Raw genomic sequence first — 22,059 nt, forward strand, 5'->3', positions numbered from 1 at the left:
ACCTGATGGGTTACGTCCTCTTCGCCATTCAGGTGGCGGCCCTCGCCATGGCCGCGTACGCCTTCGTGCACGCGGCCAGCCAGCGTCCCGACGCCTTCACCGCGGCCGAGAAGCTCAGCAAGCCGGTCTGGCTCGCCATCATCGGCGGCACCGCGCTCCTGGCATTCATCCTCGGCGCCCCGGTCGGCTCCGCGATCGTCGCGTGCGCCGCGGGCGTCTACATCGTCGACGTCCGGCCCAAGGTGCTCGACGTGCAGGGCAAGTCCCGCTAAGTGACCCGCACCCGCTCCCTCGCCGCGGCCGCCGTGCTCGCGGCCTCCCTCCTGTCCGCCGTCCCGACCGCCGCCCCGGCGTCGGCTGACCCGGTGGCAGATCCGCCGTACGTCGCCCGCGCCGTGTGGGCGAAGTGGGGCGACCTCAACAGCCTGCGGGTCTACCCGACGCCCGCCGGCCGGGCGACGTCCGCCGTCCCCGGCACCATTGCCCAGGGCGACGAGGCGTGGCGCGAGGTGCTCGCCCTGGCGCCCGACGCCGACGTGCCCGGCATGCGCGCGCAATTCCTGTGCCACTGGCAGTTCGCCGAGACCGCCCAACCCGGCAAGACGAGCTGGAACCTCGAACCGTGGCGTCCCGAGGTCGACGACGCGACGATGTTCACCACCCGCTGCAACCCCGGCGGCACCGAAGAGCCCTTCTGATGGCGTGGACGCGGGCCCGGGTCGCCGGGCTGGTCGACCACACCCTGCTCAAGCCCGAGGCCACCGCGGCCGACGTCGCCGCGCTCGTCGCCGACGCCCGCGCCCTCGGGGTGCTGGCGGTCTGCGTGTCGCCGACGATGCTGGACGCCGTCCGCCACGCCGGCCCCGCCGACCTGACCGTGGCGGCCGTGGCCGGCTTCCCCTCGGGCAAGCACGCCGCGGAGATTAAGGCCCGTGAGGCCGCGCTGGCGGTCGCCGCGGGTGCCGGTGAGATCGACGTGGTCATCGACGTCGGAGCCGCCGTGGCCGGTGACGTCGCGGCCGTCCGCAACGACGTCGCCGCAGTCCGCGCCGCCGCACCCGACGCCGTGCTCAAGGTGATCGTGGAGTCCGCGGCGCTGCTGGCGCTCGCCGGCGCCGACGCGCTCGCCGCAGCCTGCCGTGCGGCCGTCGACGCGGGCGCCGACTTCGTCAAGACCTCGACGGGGTTTCACCCGGCAGGTGGCGCATCGTTGGACGCGGTGCGCCTGATGGCCGCCACCGTCGGGCCGGCGATCGGCGTCAAGGCCAGCGGCGGCATCCGCACCGCGGCCGACGCCGTCGCGATGCTCGACGCCGGAGCGACCCGGCTGGGTCTGTCCGGTACGCGCGCCGTGCTGGACGGACTGCCCGACTAGACCCTCGCCTAGACCCCTGCGAAGCAGGCGTCGTCGCTCTGGCCGCCCTTGGGCATCGTCGCGTTCTGCGCGGAGAACTTGCTGGTGATGCCGGTGTCGGTGACCTCGATGCTGTCGGCGCGCACGTTGAGCGGGTAGTCCTTGGTCAGCGTCGCGCTGAAGGCGTCGAGCGCGGGCTGCACGGCCTCGCGCGGCAGGGTGAAGCCCAGCCCGGTCAGTGACACCACCTCGAGCGAGATGGCGCCGTCGACCACCTTGGGCTTGCTGACGATGTCGCCGAGCGCTCCCTCGAGCGTGACGGTGCCCTCCGACGCGTCGGTGCTGATGCCGTTGATGAAGCTGCCGATGAGCGGGATGTTGCTCTGCAGCGTCTCCTTGATGCTGTCCGACGGCCAGGTGATGGTGGCGTTCAGCGACCCGATGGTGCCTGCCGTGTCGGCGCTGTCGGACACCCGGACGTCGTCGATCACGATGTCGGCCTTCATGCCCTTGGCCTCGCGCAGCTGGTTGCCCGCCGTGGTGATGTGGATGCCGCTGTAGTGGCCGCTGAAGTGCTGCAGCAGGAACGGCCGCGGTCCGAACGACACCGAGACCTCGTCCTGCACCACGCACTCGGTGGCCCGGGCGACCTCCTGGTCGCCGAGGTGGCGAGCGTACAGCTCGGCACCGACGATGCCGGCGAGTACCAGGGCCAGCACGATCACCACGACGAGCGTGATCGACAGCGGATCGCGGAAGAGCCGGCGCAACCGCGAGCCGCGCCGCGGCGACTCCGGCGGCGGCGGAACCTGCCCGGACGGACCCTGGCCCGGCGGCGGGGGAGGGGGCGGTGGGTTCCCCGGCGTCCCGAACTGCTGGGTCGGCGCGTCACCCGACGGGTGCGGCCCCTGCGGGGGCTGATTGGCCGGACGGGCCCACGGATCGGTCACGCCCGCGATTCTGCCCTACTCCACCGAGCGGCCTCGGTGCGGTTGCGCAGCACCCCCAGCGTCTCGCGGGCCTCCGGCACGCCCGAGAGGTCGACGTCGGTGACGAGGAGTTCGGGTTCGGCGCCGGCGTCGGCGAGGACCTCGGCGAACGGCGACACCACCAGGCTGCCGCCGACCCCGGTCGGTCCCTTGGCGGCGATCTCGTCGCCCGGATACCCCTGGCCGACCGCCGCGACGACGGTCCCGGTGTCGAGCGCCCGGGCCCGCGCGAGCAGGGTCCACTGCTCGAGCTTGCCCGGGCCCGACCCCCACGACGCGTGCACGGTCACGAGCAACGCGCCGCGTCGGGCCAGCTCGACGTACAGCTCGCCGAACCGCACGTCGTAGCACGTGGTGAGCCCGACGACGGTGCCGTCGACGCTGATCGTGACGGGCTCGAAACCCGGTGCGACGGTGCGTGATTCGGCGAAGCCGAACGCGTCGTAGAGGTGGATCTTGTCGTAGTGCGCATCGACGCCCGCGCCGGTCGCCAGCAGCGTGTTGGTGACCCGGCCGTCGGCGGCGGGGCGGAACATGCCGGCCACGACCACCACGCCGGCACGCCGGGCGATGTCGCGCACGGCGGTGGCCCACGGCCCGTCCAGCGGTTCGGCGACCGGCCCCAGCGGCACGCCGAACCGGCACATCGTCGCCTCGGGGAACAGCACCAGTGAGGCGCCGTCGCCTGCGGCCCGCCGGGTGTACTCCTCGACGAGGTCGAGGTTGGCCGCCGGGTCGGTGCCGGACGTGATCTGCGCCAGGGCGATCCGCATGCGACCAGGTTACGGACGGTGCTGCAGGGGGGCCACGGTCTCCCACGGCACCGACAGCACTCCGTCGCGCATCCGCCGCCGCGGCGGAGCCACCGGCCAGCCCTGCCGGCGCAGCACGTCGAGCATCGCCCGCCAGCGCACCCGCGAGCCGAACACGCCGTGCGCCGCGGCCGTCGCCCACGCCCGGTCGGCGGCGGCGAGCAATGCGTGCACCGGCTCGCCGTCGACGTTGTGGTGGATGAGGACCTTGGGCAGCCGCTCGGCGAGGTCCGACGGCGTCTCGATGGCGAACGGGTCGCACGCCAGCACCAGGCTCACCGGCCCCACCGCGTCGAGCAGCACCCAGCAGCACCGCCTGCCGAGTTCGTCGCACGTGCCGTCGACGATCAGCCCGCCCGGCGCGAGGCTGCGCATCATGCGGTCCCAGGCGTCCGGCACCGCGGCCTCGTCGTACTGCCGCAGCACGTTGAAGGCGCGCACCAACACCGGTGTGCGACCGCCCAACTCGAAGCCGCCGAGGTCGAATTCCACGTCGGTGCGCGCGCCGGCGACGGTGCGGGCGAGCCGCACCCGCTCGGGATGGATCTCCAGGCCGACCACGCGGACGTCGGGTCGCACCACGCGCAGCCGCGCGGCCAGTTCGAGCGTCGTCACCGGCAGCGCCCCGTAGCCGAGGTCGACGACGAGGGGGTCGGCGGCGGACTGCAGCGCGGCGCGCACCCGCGCCGAGTGCACCAGCCACCGGTCACTGCGGCGCAGCCGGTTGTAGCCGGTGGTGCCGCGGGTGAGCTGTCCGATGGGCCCAGCCATGACGTCGATCGTAGGGTCGGCGCAGCGCAGCGACCCCGCCCCACGCCGGGGGGCTCAGCCGTTGGCCTGGATCCACCCGGTGGTGAAGCGTTGCTCGGCGATCATCAGCTCCGCCAGCTGGCTGCCGACGAAGTTCTCCACCTTGCCGCCGACGAGCGGGATGCGGACCTCGACGGTGGCGGTGAACGTCAGCCGGGAGCCGGTCGGGGCGCCGGACAGCACCGCGGTGCCGCTCAGCGACGCCGGCGCGCCCGGAATGGTGCCCGTCACCGCGGCCGTCGCCTCGCCGTCGCGCAGCGCCGTCCAGCGTTCCTCGCGCACGAAGCTCAGGTCGCCGTGGTGGAACTGCGCCACCAGACCGGGCAGCCGGCTGGCCCACAGCGTTTGCGTCGTCACCACCGCGAGACCACCGTCGGCGTCGACGGTCATCGTGTCGAGGGTGGCGTCGTCGGCGCCCGAGTCGGCGAGCCGCGCCAGCCAGTACCGGCGGTCGCCGAACGCCGCGAACACCTGATCGACGCTGCCCTCGTAGTCGGCGGACATGTCGAACGAACGTGGCATGGGTGGTCACGCTACCGTTGGGGCCCGTGGTGGCGGAGCACGTGGCGGGATACATGGCGGGCGCGTCGGTGACGCACGACGTGCCGCTCGCGCCGCTGACCACGCTGCGCGTCGGGCCCGTCGCGCGTCGGGTCGTCACGTGCACGACCACCGAGCAGCTGATCGCCGTGCTGCGCGACCTCGCCGACGCGCCGGGGGTGCTGATCCTGGCGGGCGGCTCGAACGTCCTGCTCGCCGACGACCTGGCCGACCTCACCGTGGTGCGCGTTGCCACCACCGGCGTCACCGTGGACGGCCCCGTGCTGCGCGCCGAGGCGGGCGCGGTGTGGGACGACGTCGTCGCGACGTCGCTGCGCCACGGCCTCGGCGGGCTGGAGTGCCTGTCCGGCATCCCCGGCTCCACGGGAGCGACGCCGGTGCAGAACGTCGGGGCCTACGGCGCCGAGGTCGCCGACACCATCACCGCGGTCCGGCTGCTGGACCGGCGCACCGGTCGCGACGCCTGGGTGCCGCCGGCCGACCTGGAGTTCGGCTACCGGCACAGCGTGCTGAAGAACTCCTGGGGCGAGCGAAGCGACGGGAAGGGGATCCGCGATGCCGTCGTGCTGGAGGTCGAATTCACCCTCGACCCCGCCGGCCGCAGCGCCCCGATCCGGTACGGCGAACTCGCCCGCACCCTCGGCGTCGACCCCGGGACGCGGACCGACCCGGCGCGGGTGCGCGAGGCGGTGCTCGCGCTGCGCGGCGCCAAGGGCATGGTGCTCGACGCCGCCGACCCGGACACCTGGAGCGTCGGCTCGTTCTTCACCAACCCGGTGGTCAGCGCCGCCGACTTCGACCGGATCCGCGCCGCCAGCGCGGTGGCCGTGCCGAACTACCCGGCGCCCGACGGGGTGAAGCTCGCCGCGGGCTGGCTGGTCGAGAACGCCGGTTTCGGCAAGGGGTTCCCGGGTGCGGACGCGCCGGCGCGGCTGTCGACCAAGCACGCGCTGGCCCTCACCAACCGCGGCGCGGCCACCACCGCGGACGTGTTGGCGCTGGCCAGGACGGTGCGCGACGGGGTCCGCGCAGCGTTCGGGATCGATCTCACACCGGAGCCGTGCCTGATCGGCTGCAGCCTCTAGGTACCCTTGGTCCACGTGACCATCAATCGCCGCCGTGCGCTCACCGCGATCGCCGTGGGCACGTCGGGATTCCTGGCCGCATGCGCGGGCAAATCCCTGACCGGAGACGGCGGCACCGCATCCTCCGAGGCCCCCAAGCCCGTCGAGGTCGCCCTGAACCCCGCGGACGCGGCCGCCGACGTGGCGCCCACCGCGCCGGTCGGCGCGCAGGTGAAGAACGGCTGGTTCCAGAAGGTCGCGCTGACCAACGCCGCCGGCAAGGTGGTCGCCGGCGCGGTGAACCGCGACCGCACGGCCTTCACCGTCACCGAACCGCTCGGCTACGGCGTCGAGTACACCTGGACCGGCTCGGCCGTCGGTCACGACGGCAAGGCCGTGCCGCTGCGGGGCAGCTTCACCACCGTCGACCCCAGCAAGCAGGTCAGCGGGCAGTTCCAGCTCGCCGACGGGCAGACCGTCGGCGTCGCCGCGCCGATCATCCTGCAGTTCGACGCCGCGATCGACGACGCCGACAAGCCGGCGGTCGAGAAGGCGCTGCAGGTGACCACGGAGCCGGCCGTCGAGGGCAGTTGGGCGTGGCTGCCCGACGAGGCCGGCGGCTCGCGCGTGCACTACCGCACCCGGGAGTACTACCCGCCCGGCACGCAGGTGCACGTCAAGGCCAACCTGTACGGCGTGCCGTTCGGCAACGCCGCCTACGGCGCCTCCGACGTCAGCCTGGACTTCGCGATCGGCCGCCGTCAGGTGGTCAAGGCCGAGGCGTCCAGCCACCGCATCCAGGTGCTCGACGAGGGCGGCTCGGTGATCATGGACTTCCCGTGCAGCTACGGCGAGGGCGACCTGGACCGCAACGTCACGCGCAGCGGCATCCACGTGGTCACCGAGAAGTACGAGGACTTCTACATGACCAACCCCGCCGCGGGCTACGCGAACGTCCGCGAGCGTTTCGCCGTGCGGATCTCCAACAACGGCGAGTTCATCCACGCCAACCCGGCCAGCTCGGGCGCGCAGGGCAACAGCAACGTCACCAACGGGTGCATCAACCTGTCGATCACCGACGCCGAGCAGTACTTCAACACCGCCATCTACGGCGATCCGGTGGAGGTCACCGGCACCCGGCTGCAGCTGTCCTATGCCGACGGCGACATCTGGGACTGGGCCGTGCCGTGGGACGAGTGGACGTCGATGTCGGCGCTCAACGACTCGGCCAAGCCGACCAACATCCCGGACTCCGCGCCCGCGACGCCGAGCGACGCCCCGACACTGTCCGGCACCCCGACCACCAGCACCCCTGCTCCGGTGACGTCGGCGCCCGGCGGCTAGGTCGTTCGGTTGAACCGGCCGTTGGGGGCCTGATCGCGCGGCCGGATGACGATCTGGTCGAGGTTGACGTGCGACGGTCGCGCCGCCACGAACCCGATCACCTCGGCGACGTCGTCGGCCACCAGCGGCGTGATGCCCCGGTAGACGCCGGCGGCGCGGTCCTCGTCGCCGGCGAAGCGCACCAGGGAGAACTCGGTCTCGACGGCGCCGGGCGCGATCTCGGTGAAGCGCACCGGCTTTCCGAGCAGCTCACCGCGCAGCGTGCGGTGCAGGGCGCCCTGGGCGTGCTTGGCCGACGTGTAACCCGAACCGCCGTCGTAGGTCTCGAACGCCGCAATCGAGGTGATGGTGACCACCAGGCCGTCGCCGGAGTCGACGAGCTGACCCAGCAGCGCGCGCGTGACCCGTAGCGTGCCGAGCACGTTGGTCTCCCACATCCACCGCCAGTGCTCCACGTCGGCGTCGAGCACTGGCTCCAGACCCTTGGCGCCGCCCGCGTTGTTCACCAGGACCGCGAGTGCGCCCGGCAGGTCGGCCACCGCGGCCGCGAGCGCGTCCACCGCCGCCTGGTCAGTGACGTCCGCCACAATCGCGGTGCCGCCGATGTCCGTCGCCAGGGCGGCGATGCGGTCCTCGCGGCGCGCCACGCAGACCACGTGAAAACCCTGCGCCGCAAGGGTTCTGGCGGTCGCCTCACCGATGCCGGAACTGGCGCCGGTCACCACGGCGACGCGCGGGGAAGCAGAGGATGCGGTCATTCCCCCGACTCTAGTCAGCGTGCTACGTTCTCTCTCGTGTCCGCTCGTCAGGCTTCCCGCATCGCCGTTCGGCGTGCGTGTTGTTGTTGTCGCGCTTCGCGCCGCGCCTGACCAGACCCGGACTTCCTCCGTCCCGCTGAGTCGCAGGTGTGGCCCCGCCCCACCAGCCCGACTCGACACCAGGACGACATCATGGCCGCACCGGCTTCTCCCCGCACCACCCTCACCACGACGATCGCCCCGGTCGTGCCGGCCACTCGGCAAGCGCCGGCGACGCACGCCAAGCGCGCGCTGCTGGCCCGCCACCACATCGTCGCGCCGTCGCTGCGGGTGGCCGACGCCGCCGCGGCGGCCGTCTTCGGCGCCGCCCGTGTGCGCGGACCCATCGCCCGCGACGTCATCGCCAAGGTCACCGGGCTGAGCATCGCCACGGTGAACCGTCAGGTGACGGCGCTGCTCGACGCCGGAGTCCTGCGCGAGCGCGCCGACCTCGCGGTGTCCGGCGCGATCGGCAGGCCCCGCGTGCCGGTCGAGATCAACCATGAACCGTTCCTCACGCTGGCCCTGCACATCGGCGCCCGCACCACCAGCATCGCGGCCACCGACCTGTTCGGCCGCACGCTCGACGTGGTCGAGACCCCGACCCCGCACGGCTCCCAGGGGGTGGCGCTGAACGCCCTGGCGGCCAGTGCCCGTCGCTATCTGAGCCGCTGGCACCGCCGCCGCCCGCTGTGGGTCGGCGTCACCGCAGGTGGCGTCGTGGACAGCGTCACCGGGCTGATCGATCACCCGCGGCTTGGCTGGTCGGGCGCACCCGTCGGCCCCGTGCTCGCCGAGGCCCTCGGCCTGCCGGTGTCGCTGGCCTCGCACGTCGAGGCGATGGCCGGTGCCGAACTGCTGCTCGGTGCCCGGCGTCCCGCGGGCCGCAACGCCGACGCCGCCCGCGACGCCGGCACCAGCCTCTACCTGTACGCCCGCGAGACCGTCGGCTACGCGCTGTCCATCGGCGGCCGGGTGCACTCGCCGGCCAGCGGCCCCGGCACCATCGCGGCGCTTCCGGTGCAGTCCGAGAAGCTCGGCGGCTCAGGGCGATTGGAGACCACCGTCAGCGACGAGGCCGTGGTGGCGGCGGCGCGCCGGCTGCGCATCGTGCCCGCCGAGGGTCCGTCGTCGACCATCGGCGGGGTGTTCCGGGCGGCCCGTCAGGGCAACGCGCAGGCCGCCGACCTGCTCGCCGAACGCGCCCGGGTCCTCGGCGAGGCCGTCGCGCTGCTGCGCGACATGCTCAACCCGGACGACCTGGTGGTCGGCGGCCAGGCCTTCACCGAGTACCCCGAGGGCATGGCGCTCGTCGAGGCCGCCTTCGCCGAGCGCTCGGTGCTCGGCGCCCGCGACATCCGCCTGACGTCCTTCGGCAACCGCATCCAGGAGGCCGGCGCAGGCGTCGTGTCACTCGGCGGCCTGTACGCCGACCCGATCGGCGCGATGCGGCGGGCACAGAGCCGCCGCACCGAGTCCGCCTGACCGACCGCCCGACGAGGGCCGATCCGCCGCGGTGTAAGGATGGGATGGTGCGCGTCGCCGTCCTGTCCGTCCATACCTCGCCGCTGGCCCAGCCGGGTACCGGCGACGCGGGCGGGATGAACGTCTACGTGCTGCAGAGCGCGGTCGAGCTGGCCCGCCGCGGCGTCGAGGTGGAGATCTTCACCCGGGCCACGTCGTCCTCGGACGAACCGGTCGTGCGGGTGGCACCCGGGGTGCTGGTGCGCAACGTCGTCGCCGGCCCCTTCGAGGGTCTCGACAAGAACGACCTGCCGACGCAGCTGTGCGCGTTCACCGCGGGCGTCCTGCGCGCCGAGGCGACCCACGAGCCCGGCTACTACGACGTCGTCCACTCGCACTACTGGCTCTCCGGACAGGTGGGCTGGCTGGCCCGCGACCGCTGGGCGGTGCCGTTGGTGCACACCGCGCACACGCTGGCGGCGGTGAAGAACGCCTCGCTCGCCGAGGGCGACCAGCCGGAACCGCCGATGCGCGCCATCGGCGAGCAGCAGGTGGTCGACGAGGCCGACCGGCTGATCGTCAACACCGATTACGAAGCACGACAACTGGTTTCGCTGCACCACGCCGACCCGGACCGCATCGACGTGGTGCATCCGGGAGTGGATCTGGCGACGTTCACCCCCGGCGACCGGCAGGCGGCCCGCGCCGCGCTCGGCATCGATCAGCGCGAACGGGTGATCGCGTTCGTCGGCCGCATCCAGCCGCTCAAGGCCCCCGACGTCCTGCTGCGCGCGGCGGCCGAACTCCCCGGCGTGCGGGTGCTGATCGCGGGCGGACCGTCCGGGTCCGGGCTGGCCAATCCGGACGGGCTGGTTCGGCTGGCCGCCGACCTGGGTATCACCGACCGCGTGACGTTCCTTCCCCCGCAGAGCCGCGAGCGGCTCGCCGAGGTCTACCGTGCCGCCGACGTGGTGGCGGTCCCGAGCTACGCCGAGTCCTTCGGGCTGGTCGCCGTCGAGGCGCAGGCCTGCGGCACGCCCGTGGTGGCGGCGGCGGTCGGCGGGCTGCCGGTGGCGGTCGCCGACGGTGTCAGCGGCGCCCTGGTGCGCACCCACGACGCCGGCGACTGGGCCGCCGCGCTGCGCGGCGTGCTGGACCGCGGACCCGGCGCACTGTCCGGTGCGGCGCACGCGCACGCGGCCAACTTCTCCTGGTCGCACACCGTCGACGGACTGCTCGCCAGCTACGGCCGCGCGATCGGCGACTACCGGTCCCGCCACCAGCGCCGCGACGCCGCACCGCGCCGCGGCCGGCGGCTGCCGCTCCGGCGGGGCGTGCGGCTGTGAGCGTCCAACGGGTCATCGAGGACACCCTGGCCCAGCACGACCTGGAGTACCAGGTGCTCGACCGCGAGGAGCACGGCCACGACGGCGTCGTGGTGGCGCTGCCGGGGGAGCGCAAGCTGAAGACCAACACGCTGCTGCGCGTCGGAGACCACTCGGTGCGCGTGGAGTCGTTCGTCTGCCGCAGGCCCGACGAGAACAACGAGGGCGTCTACCGCTTCATGTTGCGGCGCAACCGCAAGCTCTACGGCGTCGCCTACACCCTGGACAACGTCGGCGACATCTACCTCGTCGGCCGGATGGCCCTGCACGCCGTCACGCCCGAGGAGGTCGACCGCGTGCTCGGCCAGGTGCTCGACGCCGTCGACTCCGACTTCAACACCCTTCTCGAACTCGGCTTCCGCTCCTCGATCCAGAAGGAGTGGGAGTGGCGCGTCGCGCGAGGCGAGTCGCTCAAGAACCTCAAGGCCTTCGAGCACCTCATCGACGACGACTAACCCCTGACACCACGAAGGGCACCCCGGTCGGGGTGCCCTTCGTCGTGGTGTCGCCAGTCAGCGACCGTTGCCCACGGTCGAGGTGACCGCGCCGACGCTGGCCTGCTGCTGGATGTCCTGGATCCAGTCGTGGTGGGTGACGTCGGCATTGGCGGTGCCGGCGAGACCCAGGACGGCAGCGGCGAAGCCGGCGGCGATGACACTGGTGATGGTGGTCTTCTTCATGATCTCTTCCCTCTCCTCGAACCGCTGCTGCGGTGGTCTGACCCCAACAACCAGCAGGTCAGCCCATTGATTTCCGGTGGCAGTGATTGACCGGCCGGTGGCAGGAATCGACCGGTCGGTCCTCGCCGGACACGGCGGGAACGGCCGTGGAAGGATGAGGCGCATGGCCACGCTGGTGCTGCTCCGCCACGGCGAGAGCGAATGGAACGCACGCAACCTGTTCACCGGCTGGGTGGACGTCGACCTCACCGACAAGGGCAGGGCCGAGGCCACCCGCGGCGGGGCGCTGCTCGCCGAGGAGGGCGTGCTGCCCGACGTGCTCTACACCTCGCTGCTGCGGCGGGCCATCACGACCGCGCACCTCGCGCTGGACGCCGCCGACCGACTGTGGATCCCGGTGCATCGCAACTGGCGTCTCAACGAGCGGCACTACGGTGCCCTGCAGGGGCTCGACAAGGCCGCCACCAAGGAGAAGTACGGCGAAGAGCAGTTCATGGCGTGGCGGCGCAGCTACGACACGCCGCCGCCGGCCATCGAGAAGGGCAGCGAGTTCAGCCAGGACGCCGATCCGCGCTACGCCGACATCGACGGCGGCCCGCTCACCGAGTGCCTCGCCGACGTGGTCGCCCGCTTCGTGCCGTACTTCGAGCAGACCATCGCGCCGGACCTTCGCGCCGGCCGCACGGTGATGATCGCCGCGCACGGCAACTCGCTGCGCGCACTGGTGAAGTACCTGGACGGGATGTCCGATGACGACGTCGTCGGACTGAACATCCCGACCGGCATCCCGCTGGTCTACGACCTCGACGCGGACCTGACGCCGACCCAGGCCGGCGGGCGCTACCTCGACCCGGACGCCGCCGCGGCGGGCGCCGCCGCCGTGGCTGCCCAGGGCGCCAAGTAGACCGGCCGCCCACACACCTCGCCCGCCCTGCGCGCCGGACCCCCGAGACCAACGTTGGGTGAACTCCGGTGAACGGACGTCGAACACCTGTCTTTGCGTTTGTGACTTGTCCCGATTTGGCCGCACGCTGCTGGGATGACGTTCACCGGCTGCGTACGATTCGGCTGTGAGTGTGGGGTCCGCACTGCTGTTGTCGGCAGTCGTGGCACTGCTCGCGCTGGCGCTCGGCGCAGCGGTCGGAGCGGTGCTGATGGCGCGGCTCCGCGAACGCCGAGAACGGCGCGCCGCCGATCAGGGCGGCATCACGATCTCGGAGATGCTGCAGCACGTCACCGCCCTCTCGCCGATGGGCATCGTGGTGGTCGACGTCTACCGTGACGTGGTCTACATGAACGATCAGGCCCGGGAGTTGGGTCTGGTCCGTGACCGGCTGCTCGACGACCGTGCCTGGTCCGCGGCGCAGCGCACGCTGACGACGGGGGAGGACGCCGAGGTCGACCTCGCGACGTCGCGCTCGCAGAGCGCGGGGCGGCACCGACTGCACGTGCGCGGGCACGTCCGGCGGCTCACCGAGGAGGACCGCCGCTTCGCGGTCATCTACGTCGACGACCAGTCCGAGCACGCCCGCATGGAGGCCACGCGCCGGGACTTCGTCGCCAACGTCAGCCACGAACTGAAGACGCCGGTCGGTGCGATGGCGGTGCTGGCCGAGGCGCTGCTGGCGTCGGCCGACGACCCCGACACCGTGATCCGGTTCGCCAACAAGATGGTGGTGGAGTCCAACCGGCTCGGCAACATGGTCGGCGAGCTGATCGAGCTGTCCCGGCTGCAGGGCGCCGAGGCGCTGCCCGACCTCGGCCCCGTGGAGGTGGACACGGTGGTGTCCGAGGCGCTGTCGCGCTACAAGGTGGCCGCCGACAACGCCGACATCGCGATCACCACGGACGCGCCCACCGGCTACCGGGTGTACGGCGACCAGGCGCTGCTGGTGACGGCGCTGGCGAACCTGGTGTCGAATGCGATCGCCTACTCGCCGAAGGGTTCGCCGGTGTCGATCTCGCGCCGCCGGCGGGGCGACAACGTCGAGATCGCCGTGACCGACCGCGGCATCGGCATCGCCCGCGCCGACCAGGAGCGGGTGTTCGAGCGCTTCTTCCGCGTCGACAAGGCCCGCTCCCGCGCGACCGGCGGCACCGGTCTCGGTCTGGCGATCGTCAAGCACGTGGCCGCCAACCACAACGGATCCATCCGGCTGTGGAGTCAGCCGGGAACGGGGTCGACGTTCACGCTGTCGATCCCGGCCTACCCCCATCACGATGACGAACCGGAGCATCGTGAGGACCGAGAGGACCACGAGAAGTGACCAGTGTCTTGATCGTCGAAGACGAGGAGTCGTTGGCCGATCCGCTGGCGTTCCTGCTTCGCAAGGAGGGCTTCGAGGCGACGGTGGTCACCGACGGCCCGTCGGCGCTCGCCGAGTTCGAGCGGGCCGGCGCGGACATCGTCCTGCTCGACCTCATGCTGCCGGGGATGAGCGGAACCGACGTCTGCAAACAACTCCGGTCGCGTTCGAGCGTCCCGGTGATCATGGTGACCGCGCGGGACAGCGAGATCGACAAGGTGGTCGGGCTGGAACTCGGTGCCGACGACTACGTCACCAAGCCGTACTCGGCACGGGAGCTGATCGCCCGCATCCGGGCCGTGCTGCGGCGCGGCGCGGACACCGATGACGCGGGCGTCGCCGACGGCGTGCTGGAGGCGGGTCCGGTCCGGATGGACGTGGAGCGGCACATCGTCAGCGTGAACGGCGATGCGATCACGCTGCCGCTGAAGGAATTCGATTTGCTCGAATACCTCATGCGCAACAGTGGTCGGGTGTTGACCCGCGGCCAGCTGATCGACCGGGTGTGGGGTGCGGACTACGTCGGCGACACCAAGACCCTCGACGTCCACGTCAAGCGGTTGCGCAGCAAGATCGAGTCGGACCCGGCCAATCCGGTGCACCTCGTGACGGTCCGGGGATTGGGCTACAAGCTGGAGGGCTGAGCCCCGACTCCTTCTCGCACATCCGTCGCACGATGCGGATTCAGCAACGGTCGCCCGCTTAGCTGCGTCCTGTTACCCTTCGCGTAGTCGCCTGCCGGCGGCGGTGTCCCACCGCCGCGGTAGCCGACCGCGTGTGGCGCCGTCGGCACCGCCCGTGACCACGACGAAGAGGCGGGGGCCCGGCACGTGGCGAACACAGCGGCGCAGCGGGCGCGGGGGGCGGTCACCCCGTGATCGAACCCGGTCCGGTCACCCGGAGTTTCGCGCGGTCGCGCGCGCTGCAGGACAGGTTGCACGAGCTGGTCCCCGGAGGTGCGCACACCTACGCGCGCGGCTCGGACCAGTACCCCGAGTTCATGGCGCCGGTCCTGGTACGCGGTCGCGGCTGCCGCGTGTGGGACGTCGACGGCAACGCCTACGTCGAGTACGGGATGGGCCTGCGGTCGGTGACGCTCGGCCACGGCTACGCGCCCGTGGTGGAGGCCGTCACCCGCGCGGTCGCCGACGGCGTCAACTTCAGCAGGCCCACCGAACTCGAGGTCGCCGCGGCCGAGGACCTGCTGGCGCTGGTGCCCGCCGCCGACATGGTGAAGTTCGCCAAGAACGGCTCCGACGTCACCACCGCGGCGGTGCGGCTGGCCCGGGCGGTGACCGGCCGCACCCGCGTCGCGGTGTGCCGGCAGCCGTTCTTCTCCACCGACGACTGGTTCATCGGCACGACGGCGATGAACCGCGGCATCCCCGCCACGACGCGGGCCGATACGGTCCGCTTCGACTTCAACGACCTGTCTTCGCTGGCCGCGGTGCTGGCCGCCGGGGACGTCGCCTGCGTCATGCTGGAGGCCGCGACGGCGCTGGCCGAGCCGCGTCCCGGCTTCCTCGACGGCGTCCGGCGGCTGTGCGACGCGCACGGCGCGCTGATGGTGCTCGACGAGACCATCACCGGCTTCCGGTGGTCGGCGGGCGGGGCGCAGGCCAGCTACGGGGTGCGGCCCGATCTGTCCTGCTGGGGCAAGGCGATGGCCAACGGCTTTCCACTCGCGGCACTGGCCGGGCGCCGTGAGTACATGGAACTCGGCGGTCTGCGCACCAGCGGTGACCGGGTGTTCCTGCTGTCGACGACGTACGGCCCGGAGACCGCGTCGCTCGCGGCGTTCCGCGCCGTCGTGCACGCCTACCGCACCCAGGATCCGATCGGCGCGATGGAGGCGGCTGGCCGGCAGCTCGCGGCGGAGATCACCGCCGCCGTCACCGCGGCGGGGCTCGCGTTCTACGTCGAGGTGGTCGGCCGGTCGTCGTGTCTGCTGTTCGCCACCCGGGACGCCGAGGGCCGTTTGTCGCCGGCGTACCGCACGCTGTTCCTGCAGGAACTCCTGCGCCGCGGCGTCCTGGGCCAGTCCTTCGCGACGTCGGCCGCCCACGGCGCCGCCGACGTCGACCAGACCGTCGCCGCCGTCACCGAGGCGCTCGCGGTCTACCGGCAGGCCATCGACCGCAAGTCGACCGACGGGCTGCTGCAGGGCCGGCCGGTGGCGCCGGCGATCCGGCGCGGCGCCGCACCGCGGTTCATCGAGCGGCGCGCGTAGCGGGATGCACGGCGACCAGGCCCAGTGCCCCACGGCGCTTGCACATGGCGGCCAGCTCGCCGTAGGCCTTCTCTCCGAGCAGTTCGGTCAGCTCGGGCGCGTAGGACTGCCAGACCGGCCGTGAGCCGACGTGCGTCGCGGGGTCGCCGGTGCAGTACCAGTGCAGGTCGGCACCGCCCTCGCCCCAGCCGCGGCGGTCGTACTCGGTGATCGTGGTCTTGAGGATCTCGCTGCCGTCGGGCCGCTCCACCCACTCCTGGGTGCGGCGGATCGGCAACTGCCAGCACACCTCCGGCTTCATCGTCAGCGGTTCCACGCCCAGCTTCAGCGCCTTGGAGTGCAGCGCGCAGCCGATGCCGCCGGCGAAGCCGGGCCGGTTGAGGAAGATGCAGGCGCCCTTGTACTTCCGGGTGCGCCAATTCGGCTTCCCGTCGTACTCGTCCATCTCGAGGTATCCCTTGCGGCCGAGGCCCTTCTCCCGGAACTGCCAGTCCGCGTCGGTGAGCTTCGCCACGGCGTCGTCGAGTCCGGCGCGGTCGTCGTCGTCGGAGAGGAAGGCGCCGTGCGAGCAGCACCCGTCGTCCGGGCGGCCGGCGACCGTCCCCTGGCAGGCCGGGGTGCCGAAGACGCAGGTCCAGCGGGACAGCAGCCACGTCATGTCCGCCGCGATGAGGTGCTCGGGATTCTCGGGGTCGAAGAACTCCACCCACTCGCGGGCGAAGTCGAGTTCGACCTCGCCGGGATGCTGCGGGACATGTGATCCGCTCACGGAATCCAACGGTAGACCCGTTACCGTGGGATCCGTGCGATTGGGCGTGCTCGACGTGGGCAGCAACACTGTTCACCTGCTGGTGGTGGATGCGCGGCGCGGGGGTCATCCCACGCCGATGAGTTCGACCAAGGCCTCGCTGCGCCTCGCCGAGGCCATCGACGGGTCCGGCAAGCTGACCCGCAAGGGCGCCGACAAGCTCGTCGAGACCATCGACGAATTCGCCAAGATCGCCACCAGTTCCGGGTGCAAGGAGCTGATGGCGTTCGCCACCTCGGCGGTGCGCGACGCCACCAATTCCGACGACGTGCTGGCTCGGGTGCGCAACGAGACCGGGGTCGCGCTGCAGGTGCTCAGCGGCGTCAACGAGTCCCGGTTGACGTTCCTCGCGGTCCGCCGCTGGTACGGCTGGAGCGCGGGCCGCATCACGAACATCGACATCGGCGGCGGATCGCTGGAGCTGTCCAGCGGCGTCGACGAGGAGCCCGACGTGGCGCTCTCGCTGCCCCTCGGTGCGGGCCGGCTGACGCGGGAATGGCTGCAGGACGACCCGCCGGGCCGGCGCCGCGTGGCGATGCTGCGGGACTGGCTGGACAACGAGGTGGCCGAGGCGGGTGCCAAGGTGCTCGGCGCCGGGACGCCGGACCTCACGGTCGCGACGTCGAAGACCTTCCGCTCGCTGGCCCGACTCACCGGCGCGGCGCCTTCTGGCGCGGGACCGCGGGTGAAGAGGACACTGACGGCAGCGGGATTGCGGCAGCTCATAGCCTTCATCTCTAGGATGACCGCCGCGGACCGAGCGGAACTGGAAGGGGTGAGCGCCGAACGCGCGCCACAGATCGTGGCGGGCGCACTGGTGGCCGAAGCGAGCATGCGTGCACTGTCGATCGATACCGTCGACATTTGCCCCTGGGCGTTGCGAGAGGGATTGATCTTGCGGAAACTCGACAGTGAGGCCGATGGAACCGCATTCGTGGAGACGTCGGCCGAATTAGCCAAGGCCAAAGGCGACAGACGATGACAGACCCTCAAGACGACGCCACCCGGCCCATCTCGGTCGCCGAACTGCTGGCCCGCAACGGCACCATCGGCGCGCCGCCGGTGGGCGGCCGGCGCCGCCGTCGGCGCGGCAACAGCGACTCCGTCACCGTCGCCGAACTCACCGGTGAGATCCCGATCATCAGCGCGGCGCCCGAGGAATTGGTGCAGCAGGCGCCGGTCGCGCCGGACCGCGTCGCCGACGAGGTCGACGAGGTCGACGACGCCGAGGTCCTCGACGCCCCCGATGAGGCGGGTGTGCTCGCCGACGACACGGCGGTCGAGGAAGGCGTGCCGGACGAGGCCGGGCGTGCCGAGGCCGGGCGTGCCGAGGACGCCGGAGACACCGAGGTCGTTACCGACGACGAGGCCGACGCCGACGACGAGTCGGCCCTCGAGGCCCGGGACCGTGCCACCGACAGCGGCACCGGCACGGAGACGGTCACCGAGGTCCCGGCCACGCCCGAGGAACGCGACTACGCCGCGCATCTCGCGCAACGCGACGCCGACCCCGCGCCGCTGGAGTTCACCCCGCGGACCCGGCGTCCGAGCGGTTTCACCGGCGGCGGCGCCGAGCAGATGAGCCCGGACCCCGCGGTCGACGACGACGTCGACGACGATGCGCTGGATCTCGACTTCACCGAAATCGCTTCCACGACAACCGAATCCGGTGACGCATCGCCGTCCTACCTGCGGTCGAGCACCGACACGCTGTTCGGCGGTCAGACCGTCGCCGACGACCTGGCCCGCCGCGGCAGGCAGCCCGGGCCGGAGGACATCGACCTCGGCGACGGCGACCTCGGCGATACCGGTGACGTCCGCGACGCCGCGGAGGACGACGAGGACGGCTTCGTCGACGTCGAGGAGGAACCCGAGTCCCGCGGCACGGCGATCCTGCGGGGCGCCTGGGTGGTGGCGCAGTGCATCCTGGCCGTCGCGTTCGGTGCCGGGCTGTTCATCGCGTTCGACCAGCTCTGGAAGTGGAACAACATCGTCGCGCTGGTGCTGTCGGTGCTGGTGATCCTGGGCCTGGTGGTCGGCGTGCGGGTGGTGCGCAAGACCGAGGACATCGGCAGCACGCTGATCGCGGTGGCCGTCGGTGCCCTCGTCACCCTGGGCCCGCTGGCGTTGCTGCAGTCGAATTGACCCCACCCCGGCCGGATAGGACCTGATGCGCCCTGCCATCAAGGTGGGTCTCTCGACCGCCTCGGTCTATCCGTTGCGGACCGAGGCGGCCTTCGAGTACGCCGCCCGCCTGGGGTACGACGGCGTCGAACTCATGGTGTGGGCCGAGACGGCCAGCCAGGACGTCGACGCCATCGCGACGCTGTCGCGCCGTTACGACGTGCCGGTGCTGTCGGTGCACGCGCCGTGTCTGTTGATCTCGCAGCGGATCTGGGGCGCGAACCCCATCCCCAAACTCGATCGCAGCGTGCGCGCGGCCGAGGAGTTGGGGGCGCAGACCGTGGTGGTGCACCCGCCGTTCCGGTGGCAGCGCCGCTACGCCGAGGGCTTCTCCGACCAGGTCGCCGAACTCGAGGCGCGCAGTGACGTGATGGTGGCGGTGGAGAACATGTTCCCCTTCCGCACCGACCGCTTCTTCGGTGCCGGGCAGTCCTCGATCGAGCGGATGCGCCGGCGCGGCGGCAGCCCCGGCACGGCGATCTCGGCGTTCGCGCCGTCCTACGATCCGCTCGACGGCGGCCACGCGCACTACACGTTGGACCTCTCCCACGCCGCCACCGCGGGGACCGACGCCCTCGACATGGCGCAGCGGATGGGTGACGGGCTGGTGCACCTGCACCTGTGCGACGGCAGCGGCGCCGCCACCGACGAGCACCTGGTGCCCGGGCACGGCACGCAGCCGGCCGTCGAGATCTGCCAGATGCTCGCGGCGTCGGACTTCGCCGGGCACGTCATCCTCGAGGTCACCACGTCGCGCGCGCGTACCGCCGCCGAACGCGAGCAGCTGCTGACCGAGTCCTTGGAGTTCGCGCGCCAGCACCTGCTGCGCTGAGGAAGGGAAGACCGTGAGCGACCCGAGCCCGGCGGAACCGTCGGCGTCCTTCACCGAGGCGATGGCCCTCGAGGAACTCACCCGCGACGGCGATGTCAGCCGCTTCGGCGGCGTACTGAACGAGCACTGGACGATCGGTCCGAAGGTGCACGGCGGGGTGATGCTGGCGCTGTGCGCGAAGGCCGCCCGCGCGGCGATCGGAACGCCCGGCCTGGAACCCATCGCGGTGTCGGGCAGCTTCCTCTGGGCGCCCGATCCCGGGCCGATGCACGTGACGGTGACGACCCGCAAGCGCGGCCGGCGGGTGAACCTCGTCGACGTGGAACTCGGCCAGGGTGACCGCGTGGCGGTGCGCGCGGCCATCACGCTGGCCGTACCGGAGCAGCACGTCGACCCGTTGCTGGTCGCCAATCCCGTGGTGCCGCTGATGACGCCCGAACCGCCACCGGGACTGGAGCCGATCGGCCCGGGTCACCCGATGGCCGACGTCGTGCACCTGGCCCGTGGCTGCGACATCCGCCCCTCGCTGACCACCATGGCACCGCGCGCCGACGGCGGCCCGCCCGTGATCGAGTACTGGGTGCGGCCGAAGGACTGCGCGCCCGACGTGCTGTTCGCGCTCGTCTGCGGCGACGTCTCGGCGCCGGTCACCTACGGCGTCAACAGGTTCGGCTGGGCGCCGACGGTGCAGCTGACGGCCTACCTGCGGGGCATCCCGGCCGACGGCTGGCTGCGGGTGCTGTGCACCACCATGCAGATCGGTGCGGAGTGGTTCGACGAGGACCACGTGGTGGTCGACTGCGAGGGCCGCATCATCGTGCAGTCCCGCCAGCTCGCGCTGGTGCCCGGGCCGGCCTGAGGCACGCCCGGCGGCGGCCGTGACCGCCCCGGACCCCCGGGCGTGCCATGCTTCCCCCGTGGCGAGAATCGCGATCATCGGCGGCGGAAGCATCGGCGAGGCGCTGCTGGCGGGGCTGTTGCAGGCCGGCCGGCAGGCCAAGGACCTCGCGGTGTCGGAGAAGGATCCGGCGCGCGCCAAGAAGCTCTCCGAGAAGTACTCGGTGCTGCTGACGTCGGTCGCCGACGCGGCCGAGAACGCGGCCTACGTCGTCGTCGCGGTGAAGCCCGGTGACGTCGCCGGAATCGTCGAGCAGATCGCCGAGGCCGTCGGCCGTGCCGACAACGGCAGCACCGAGCAGGTGATCGTGTCGGTGGTCGCCGGGGTGGGCACCGGGTACTACGAGTCGCAGCTGCCTGCGGGCGCCCCGGTCGTGCGGGTCATGCCCAATACCCCGATGCTCGTCGGCGTCGGCATCAGCGCCGTCGCGGCGGGCACGTTCGCCACCGAGGAGCAGGTGGCCGAGGTCGCCGAGATCTTCGGGTCGGTCGGCGAGGTGGAACGGGTGCCCGAGAGCCAGATCGACGCGGTCACCGCGGTGTCGGGATCGGGCCCGGCGTACTTCTTCCTGATGGCCGAGGCGCTCGTCGACGCGGGCGTCGCCAACGGCCTGCCGCGGTCCGTGGCGACGAAGCTGGCGGCCCAGACGATGCTCGGTTCGGCCGCGATGCTGCTCGACCGCATCGACGCCGGGGCCAAGGCGGGCGACGGCGCGATCGACGCCAGCGCCACCGTGTTGCGGGCCATGGTGACGTCCCCGGGCGGCACCACCGCCGCTGGTCTGCGGGAACTCGAGGCCGGTGGCCTGCGGGCCGCGGTGGCCAATGCGGTGTCCGCGGCGAAAACCCGCTCTGAGCAGCTAGGAATTACATCGGAGTAGTTCCGGAACTTCGTACGGAAAGTCCCACACCCGTCGCAATAATCCCTCCTGCCACGCTATTCTCCTCGTTGTATGCACGCACCTGCGCCAACGGTGGGGAAGCCGCTGGCAAGGCCGTGCCTGATTGATTGGGTTGCGATGACGTCTATGAACGGGCCATCGGCGCGCGATTCGGCCGGCGGAAAGGCTGCGCGCGACGCCGCCGGGGGCGCTGGAGACGGCGGTCAGCCGGCACGCGCTCAATTCCTCACGGTCGCCGAGGTCGCCAGCCTCATGCGGGTCAGCAAGATGACGGTCTACCGCCTGGTGCACAACGGCGAGCTGCCGGCCGTGCGCGTCGGCCGCTCGTTCCGCGTGCACGCCAAGGCCGTGCACGACCTGCTGGAGACGTCGTACTTCGACGCCGGTTAGGAGAGCGCGTCCGCACCGGCGGCACCGGGGCGTTTTCGTCCCGGCGCGGCTCTGCGGGTAAGCTCACCAGGTCAGTCGACAGGGCATGGCCGATTCGCTCGGCGGTGGTAGCCCTGGTAGTCCCTGGTTGTCTTAGGTAGCGGAGTTCATGGGTTCAGTCATCAAGAAGCGGCGCAAGCGCATGTCGAAGAAGAAGCACCGCAAGCTGCTTCGTCGCACCCGGGTCCAGCGTAGAAAACTCGGCAAGTAG

The 22,059-nt window shown here is 71.9% G+C and carries 26 protein-coding genes; 19 read left to right on the forward strand and 7 right to left on the reverse strand.

Features of this window, described 5'->3' with window-relative positions:
- Nucleotides 1-5: 5 nt before the first annotated feature.
- From FZ046_RS09560 to deoC, 3 genes are read left to right on the forward strand one after another with little or no spacing between them, the layout of a single operon-like run.
- Nucleotides 6-272: a DUF2516 family protein gene (locus FZ046_RS09560; protein WP_176749589.1), complete on the forward strand. Its 267-nt coding sequence runs from the start codon at nucleotides 6-8 to the stop codon at nucleotides 270-272.
- Nucleotides 273-698, forward strand: coding sequence for a DUF2599 domain-containing protein (locus FZ046_RS09565; RefSeq protein WP_070354105.1), 426 nt, complete (start codon nucleotides 273-275; stop codon nucleotides 696-698).
- Nucleotides 698-1,375, forward strand: coding sequence for a deoxyribose-phosphate aldolase (gene deoC, locus FZ046_RS09570; RefSeq protein WP_070354104.1), 678 nt, complete (start codon nucleotides 698-700; stop codon nucleotides 1,373-1,375). The genes FZ046_RS09565 and deoC overlap by 1 nt, the downstream gene beginning before the upstream one ends.
- An 8-nt stretch (nucleotides 1,376-1,383) precedes the next feature.
- Here deoC and FZ046_RS09575 read toward each other — a convergent pair whose 3' ends face one another.
- Genes FZ046_RS09575 through FZ046_RS09590 form a run of 4 tightly spaced genes read right to left on the reverse strand, consistent with a single transcriptional unit; the run spans nucleotide 1,384 to nucleotide 4,487 of the window.
- Nucleotides 1,384-2,304: an LmeA family phospholipid-binding protein gene (locus FZ046_RS09575; protein ID WP_149484237.1), complete on the reverse strand. Its 921-nt coding sequence runs from the start codon at nucleotides 2,302-2,304 to the stop codon at nucleotides 1,384-1,386.
- Nucleotides 2,301-3,116, reverse strand: a complete 816-nt coding sequence (locus tag FZ046_RS09580; RefSeq protein WP_070354102.1) for a carbon-nitrogen hydrolase family protein — start codon at nucleotides 3,114-3,116, stop codon at nucleotides 2,301-2,303. Before FZ046_RS09580 ends, FZ046_RS09575 begins: the two co-directional genes overlap by 4 nt.
- A 9-nt stretch (nucleotides 3,117-3,125) precedes the next feature.
- Entirely contained in the window at nucleotides 3,126-3,926 is an 801-nt protein-coding gene (locus tag FZ046_RS09585) for a methylase (RefSeq protein WP_070354101.1), read from the reverse strand.
- Nucleotides 3,927-3,980: 54 nt separating this feature from the next.
- Entirely contained in the window at nucleotides 3,981-4,487 is a 507-nt protein-coding gene (locus FZ046_RS09590; RefSeq protein WP_070354100.1) for a DUF2505 domain-containing protein, read from the reverse strand.
- 53 nt (nucleotides 4,488-4,540) lie between these two features.
- On the opposite strand from FZ046_RS09590, the gene FZ046_RS09595 reads away from it, so the two are divergent.
- Both FZ046_RS09595 and FZ046_RS09600 read left to right on the forward strand, forming a co-directional pair.
- Nucleotides 4,541-5,611, forward strand: coding sequence for a UDP-N-acetylmuramate dehydrogenase (locus tag FZ046_RS09595; RefSeq protein ID WP_070354135.1), 1,071 nt, complete (start codon nucleotides 4,541-4,543; stop codon nucleotides 5,609-5,611).
- A gap of 15 nt (nucleotides 5,612-5,626) precedes the next feature.
- On the forward strand, nucleotides 5,627-6,934 hold the full coding sequence (locus FZ046_RS09600) for a L,D-transpeptidase (RefSeq protein ID WP_407664455.1): 1,308 nt from the start codon (nucleotides 5,627-5,629) through the stop codon (nucleotides 6,932-6,934).
- Here the strand turns inward: FZ046_RS09600 and FZ046_RS09605 are convergent.
- Nucleotides 6,931-7,692, reverse strand: a complete 762-nt coding sequence (locus FZ046_RS09605) for an SDR family oxidoreductase (RefSeq protein WP_070354098.1) — start codon at nucleotides 7,690-7,692, stop codon at nucleotides 6,931-6,933. The genes FZ046_RS09600 and FZ046_RS09605 overlap by 4 nt on opposite strands.
- Nucleotides 7,693-7,884: 192 nt before the next feature.
- On the opposite strand from FZ046_RS09605, the gene FZ046_RS09610 reads away from it, so the two are divergent.
- Genes FZ046_RS09610 through FZ046_RS09620 form a run of 3 tightly spaced genes read left to right on the forward strand, consistent with a single transcriptional unit; the run spans nucleotide 7,885 to nucleotide 11,035 of the window.
- On the forward strand, nucleotides 7,885-9,216 hold the full coding sequence (locus tag FZ046_RS09610) for an ROK family protein (protein WP_070354097.1): 1,332 nt from the start codon (nucleotides 7,885-7,887) through the stop codon (nucleotides 9,214-9,216).
- Between the two features lie 44 nt (nucleotides 9,217-9,260).
- Nucleotides 9,261-10,541, forward strand: a complete 1,281-nt coding sequence (mshA, locus tag FZ046_RS09615; protein WP_070354096.1) for a D-inositol-3-phosphate glycosyltransferase — start codon at nucleotides 9,261-9,263, stop codon at nucleotides 10,539-10,541.
- A complete protein-coding gene (locus FZ046_RS09620; RefSeq protein ID WP_070354095.1) occupies nucleotides 10,538-11,035 on the forward strand; it encodes a type III secretion system chaperone family protein in 498 nt (165 codons plus the stop codon). The genes mshA and FZ046_RS09620 overlap by 4 nt, the downstream gene beginning before the upstream one ends.
- 57 nt (nucleotides 11,036-11,092) lie before the next feature.
- Here the strand turns inward: FZ046_RS09620 and FZ046_RS27345 are convergent, their stop codons facing one another.
- Complete coding sequence (locus tag FZ046_RS27345; protein WP_099045965.1) at nucleotides 11,093-11,260, reverse strand: hypothetical protein; 168 nt, start codon at nucleotides 11,258-11,260, stop codon at nucleotides 11,093-11,095.
- 154 nt (nucleotides 11,261-11,414) lie between these two features.
- Here FZ046_RS27345 and FZ046_RS09625 point away from each other — a divergent pair, with 154 nt between their 5' ends.
- From FZ046_RS09625 to FZ046_RS09640, 4 genes are all read left to right on the forward strand, one after another.
- The gene (locus tag FZ046_RS09625; protein ID WP_070354094.1) at nucleotides 11,415-12,164 is read left to right on the forward strand and encodes a phosphoglyceromutase; all 750 of its coding nucleotides are present in this window, start codon (nucleotides 11,415-11,417) and stop codon (nucleotides 12,162-12,164) included.
- A 166-nt stretch (nucleotides 12,165-12,330) separates the two neighbouring features.
- Complete coding sequence (locus FZ046_RS09630; protein WP_070354093.1) at nucleotides 12,331-13,527, forward strand: sensor histidine kinase; 1,197 nt, start codon at nucleotides 12,331-12,333, stop codon at nucleotides 13,525-13,527.
- The gene (gene regX, locus FZ046_RS09635; RefSeq protein ID WP_070354092.1) at nucleotides 13,524-14,210 is read left to right on the forward strand and encodes a two-component sensory transduction protein RegX; all 687 of its coding nucleotides are present in this window, start codon (nucleotides 13,524-13,526) and stop codon (nucleotides 14,208-14,210) included. The genes FZ046_RS09630 and regX overlap by 4 nt, the downstream gene beginning before the upstream one ends.
- A gap of 230 nt (nucleotides 14,211-14,440) precedes the next feature.
- Entirely contained in the window at nucleotides 14,441-15,796 is a 1,356-nt protein-coding gene (locus FZ046_RS09640) for a glutamate-1-semialdehyde 2,1-aminomutase (protein ID WP_246182950.1), read from the forward strand.
- Here the strand turns inward: FZ046_RS09640 and FZ046_RS09645 are convergent.
- Nucleotides 15,777-16,574: a DUF3109 family protein gene (locus FZ046_RS09645; protein ID WP_099045963.1), complete on the reverse strand. Its 798-nt coding sequence runs from the start codon at nucleotides 16,572-16,574 to the stop codon at nucleotides 15,777-15,779. The two genes, FZ046_RS09640 and FZ046_RS09645, sit on opposite strands and share 20 nt — an antisense overlap.
- Nucleotides 16,575-16,599: 25 nt before the next feature.
- Here FZ046_RS09645 and FZ046_RS09650 point away from each other — a divergent pair, with 25 nt between their 5' ends.
- The 7 genes from FZ046_RS09650 to FZ046_RS09680 all read left to right on the forward strand — a co-directional run bounded on the left by FZ046_RS09650 (nucleotide 16,600) and on the right by FZ046_RS09680 (nucleotide 22,059).
- A complete protein-coding gene (locus tag FZ046_RS09650) occupies nucleotides 16,600-17,586 on the forward strand; it encodes a Ppx/GppA family phosphatase (RefSeq protein WP_070354133.1) in 987 nt (328 codons plus the stop codon).
- Nucleotides 17,583-18,749, forward strand: coding sequence for an Rv0497 family membrane protein (locus FZ046_RS09655; protein ID WP_070354090.1), 1,167 nt, complete (start codon nucleotides 17,583-17,585; stop codon nucleotides 18,747-18,749). Before FZ046_RS09650 ends, FZ046_RS09655 begins: the two co-directional genes overlap by 4 nt.
- 25 nt (nucleotides 18,750-18,774) lie before the next feature.
- Complete coding sequence (locus FZ046_RS09660; protein ID WP_070354089.1) at nucleotides 18,775-19,620, forward strand: sugar phosphate isomerase/epimerase family protein; 846 nt, start codon at nucleotides 18,775-18,777, stop codon at nucleotides 19,618-19,620.
- A gap of 61 nt (nucleotides 19,621-19,681) precedes the next feature.
- The gene (locus tag FZ046_RS09665) at nucleotides 19,682-20,479 is read left to right on the forward strand and encodes a thioesterase family protein (protein WP_070354132.1); all 798 of its coding nucleotides are present in this window, start codon (nucleotides 19,682-19,684) and stop codon (nucleotides 20,477-20,479) included.
- A 58-nt stretch (nucleotides 20,480-20,537) separates the two neighbouring features.
- The gene (gene proC, locus FZ046_RS09670; protein ID WP_070354088.1) at nucleotides 20,538-21,398 is read left to right on the forward strand and encodes a pyrroline-5-carboxylate reductase; all 861 of its coding nucleotides are present in this window, start codon (nucleotides 20,538-20,540) and stop codon (nucleotides 21,396-21,398) included.
- Between the two features lie 138 nt (nucleotides 21,399-21,536).
- The gene (locus FZ046_RS09675) at nucleotides 21,537-21,809 is read left to right on the forward strand and encodes a helix-turn-helix domain-containing protein (protein WP_070354087.1); all 273 of its coding nucleotides are present in this window, start codon (nucleotides 21,537-21,539) and stop codon (nucleotides 21,807-21,809) included.
- Nucleotides 21,810-21,957: 148 nt separating this feature from the next.
- On the forward strand, nucleotides 21,958-22,059 hold the full coding sequence (locus FZ046_RS09680; RefSeq protein WP_003402602.1) for a 30S ribosomal protein bS22: 102 nt from the start codon (nucleotides 21,958-21,960) through the stop codon (nucleotides 22,057-22,059).

This window comes from Mycolicibacterium grossiae (assembly GCF_008329645.1).
GTDB lineage: Bacteria > Actinomycetota > Actinomycetes > Mycobacteriales > Mycobacteriaceae > Mycobacterium > Mycobacterium grossiae.

Excerpts from the sequence above, each read along its gene's own strand:
- FZ046_RS09560 (WP_176749589.1), top strand. The coding sequence starts at position 6 with ATGGGTTACGTCCTCTTCGCCATTCAGGTGGCGGCCCTCGCCATGGCC.
- deoC (WP_070354104.1), top strand. The coding sequence starts at position 698 with ATGGCGTGGACGCGGGCCCGGGTCGCCGGGCTGGTCGACCACACCCTG.
- FZ046_RS09580 (WP_070354102.1), bottom strand. The coding sequence starts at position 3,116 with ATGCGGATCGCCCTGGCGCAGATCACGTCCGGCACCGACCCGGCGGCC.
- FZ046_RS09585 (WP_070354101.1), bottom strand. The coding sequence starts at position 3,926 with ATGGCTGGGCCCATCGGACAGCTCACCCGCGGCACCACCGGCTACAAC.
- FZ046_RS09590 (WP_070354100.1), bottom strand. The coding sequence starts at position 4,487 with ATGCCACGTTCGTTCGACATGTCCGCCGACTACGAGGGCAGCGTCGAT.
- FZ046_RS09595 (WP_070354135.1), top strand. The coding sequence starts at position 4,541 with ATGGCGGGCGCGTCGGTGACGCACGACGTGCCGCTCGCGCCGCTGACC.
- FZ046_RS09605 (WP_070354098.1), bottom strand. The coding sequence starts at position 7,692 with ATGACCGCATCCTCTGCTTCCCCGCGCGTCGCCGTGGTGACCGGCGCC.
- FZ046_RS09610 (WP_070354097.1), top strand. The coding sequence starts at position 7,885 with ATGGCCGCACCGGCTTCTCCCCGCACCACCCTCACCACGACGATCGCC.
- mshA (WP_070354096.1), top strand. The coding sequence starts at position 9,261 with ATGGTGCGCGTCGCCGTCCTGTCCGTCCATACCTCGCCGCTGGCCCAG.
- FZ046_RS27345 (WP_099045965.1), bottom strand. The coding sequence starts at position 11,260 with ATGAAGAAGACCACCATCACCAGTGTCATCGCCGCCGGCTTCGCCGCT.
- FZ046_RS09625 (WP_070354094.1), top strand. The coding sequence starts at position 11,415 with ATGAGGCGCATGGCCACGCTGGTGCTGCTCCGCCACGGCGAGAGCGAA.
- FZ046_RS09655 (WP_070354090.1), top strand. The coding sequence starts at position 17,583 with ATGACAGACCCTCAAGACGACGCCACCCGGCCCATCTCGGTCGCCGAA.
- FZ046_RS09660 (WP_070354089.1), top strand. The coding sequence starts at position 18,775 with ATGCGCCCTGCCATCAAGGTGGGTCTCTCGACCGCCTCGGTCTATCCG.
- FZ046_RS09665 (WP_070354132.1), top strand. The coding sequence starts at position 19,682 with ATGGCCCTCGAGGAACTCACCCGCGACGGCGATGTCAGCCGCTTCGGC.
- FZ046_RS09675 (WP_070354087.1), top strand. The coding sequence starts at position 21,537 with ATGACGTCTATGAACGGGCCATCGGCGCGCGATTCGGCCGGCGGAAAG.
- FZ046_RS09680 (WP_003402602.1), top strand. The coding sequence starts at position 21,958 with ATGGGTTCAGTCATCAAGAAGCGGCGCAAGCGCATGTCGAAGAAGAAG.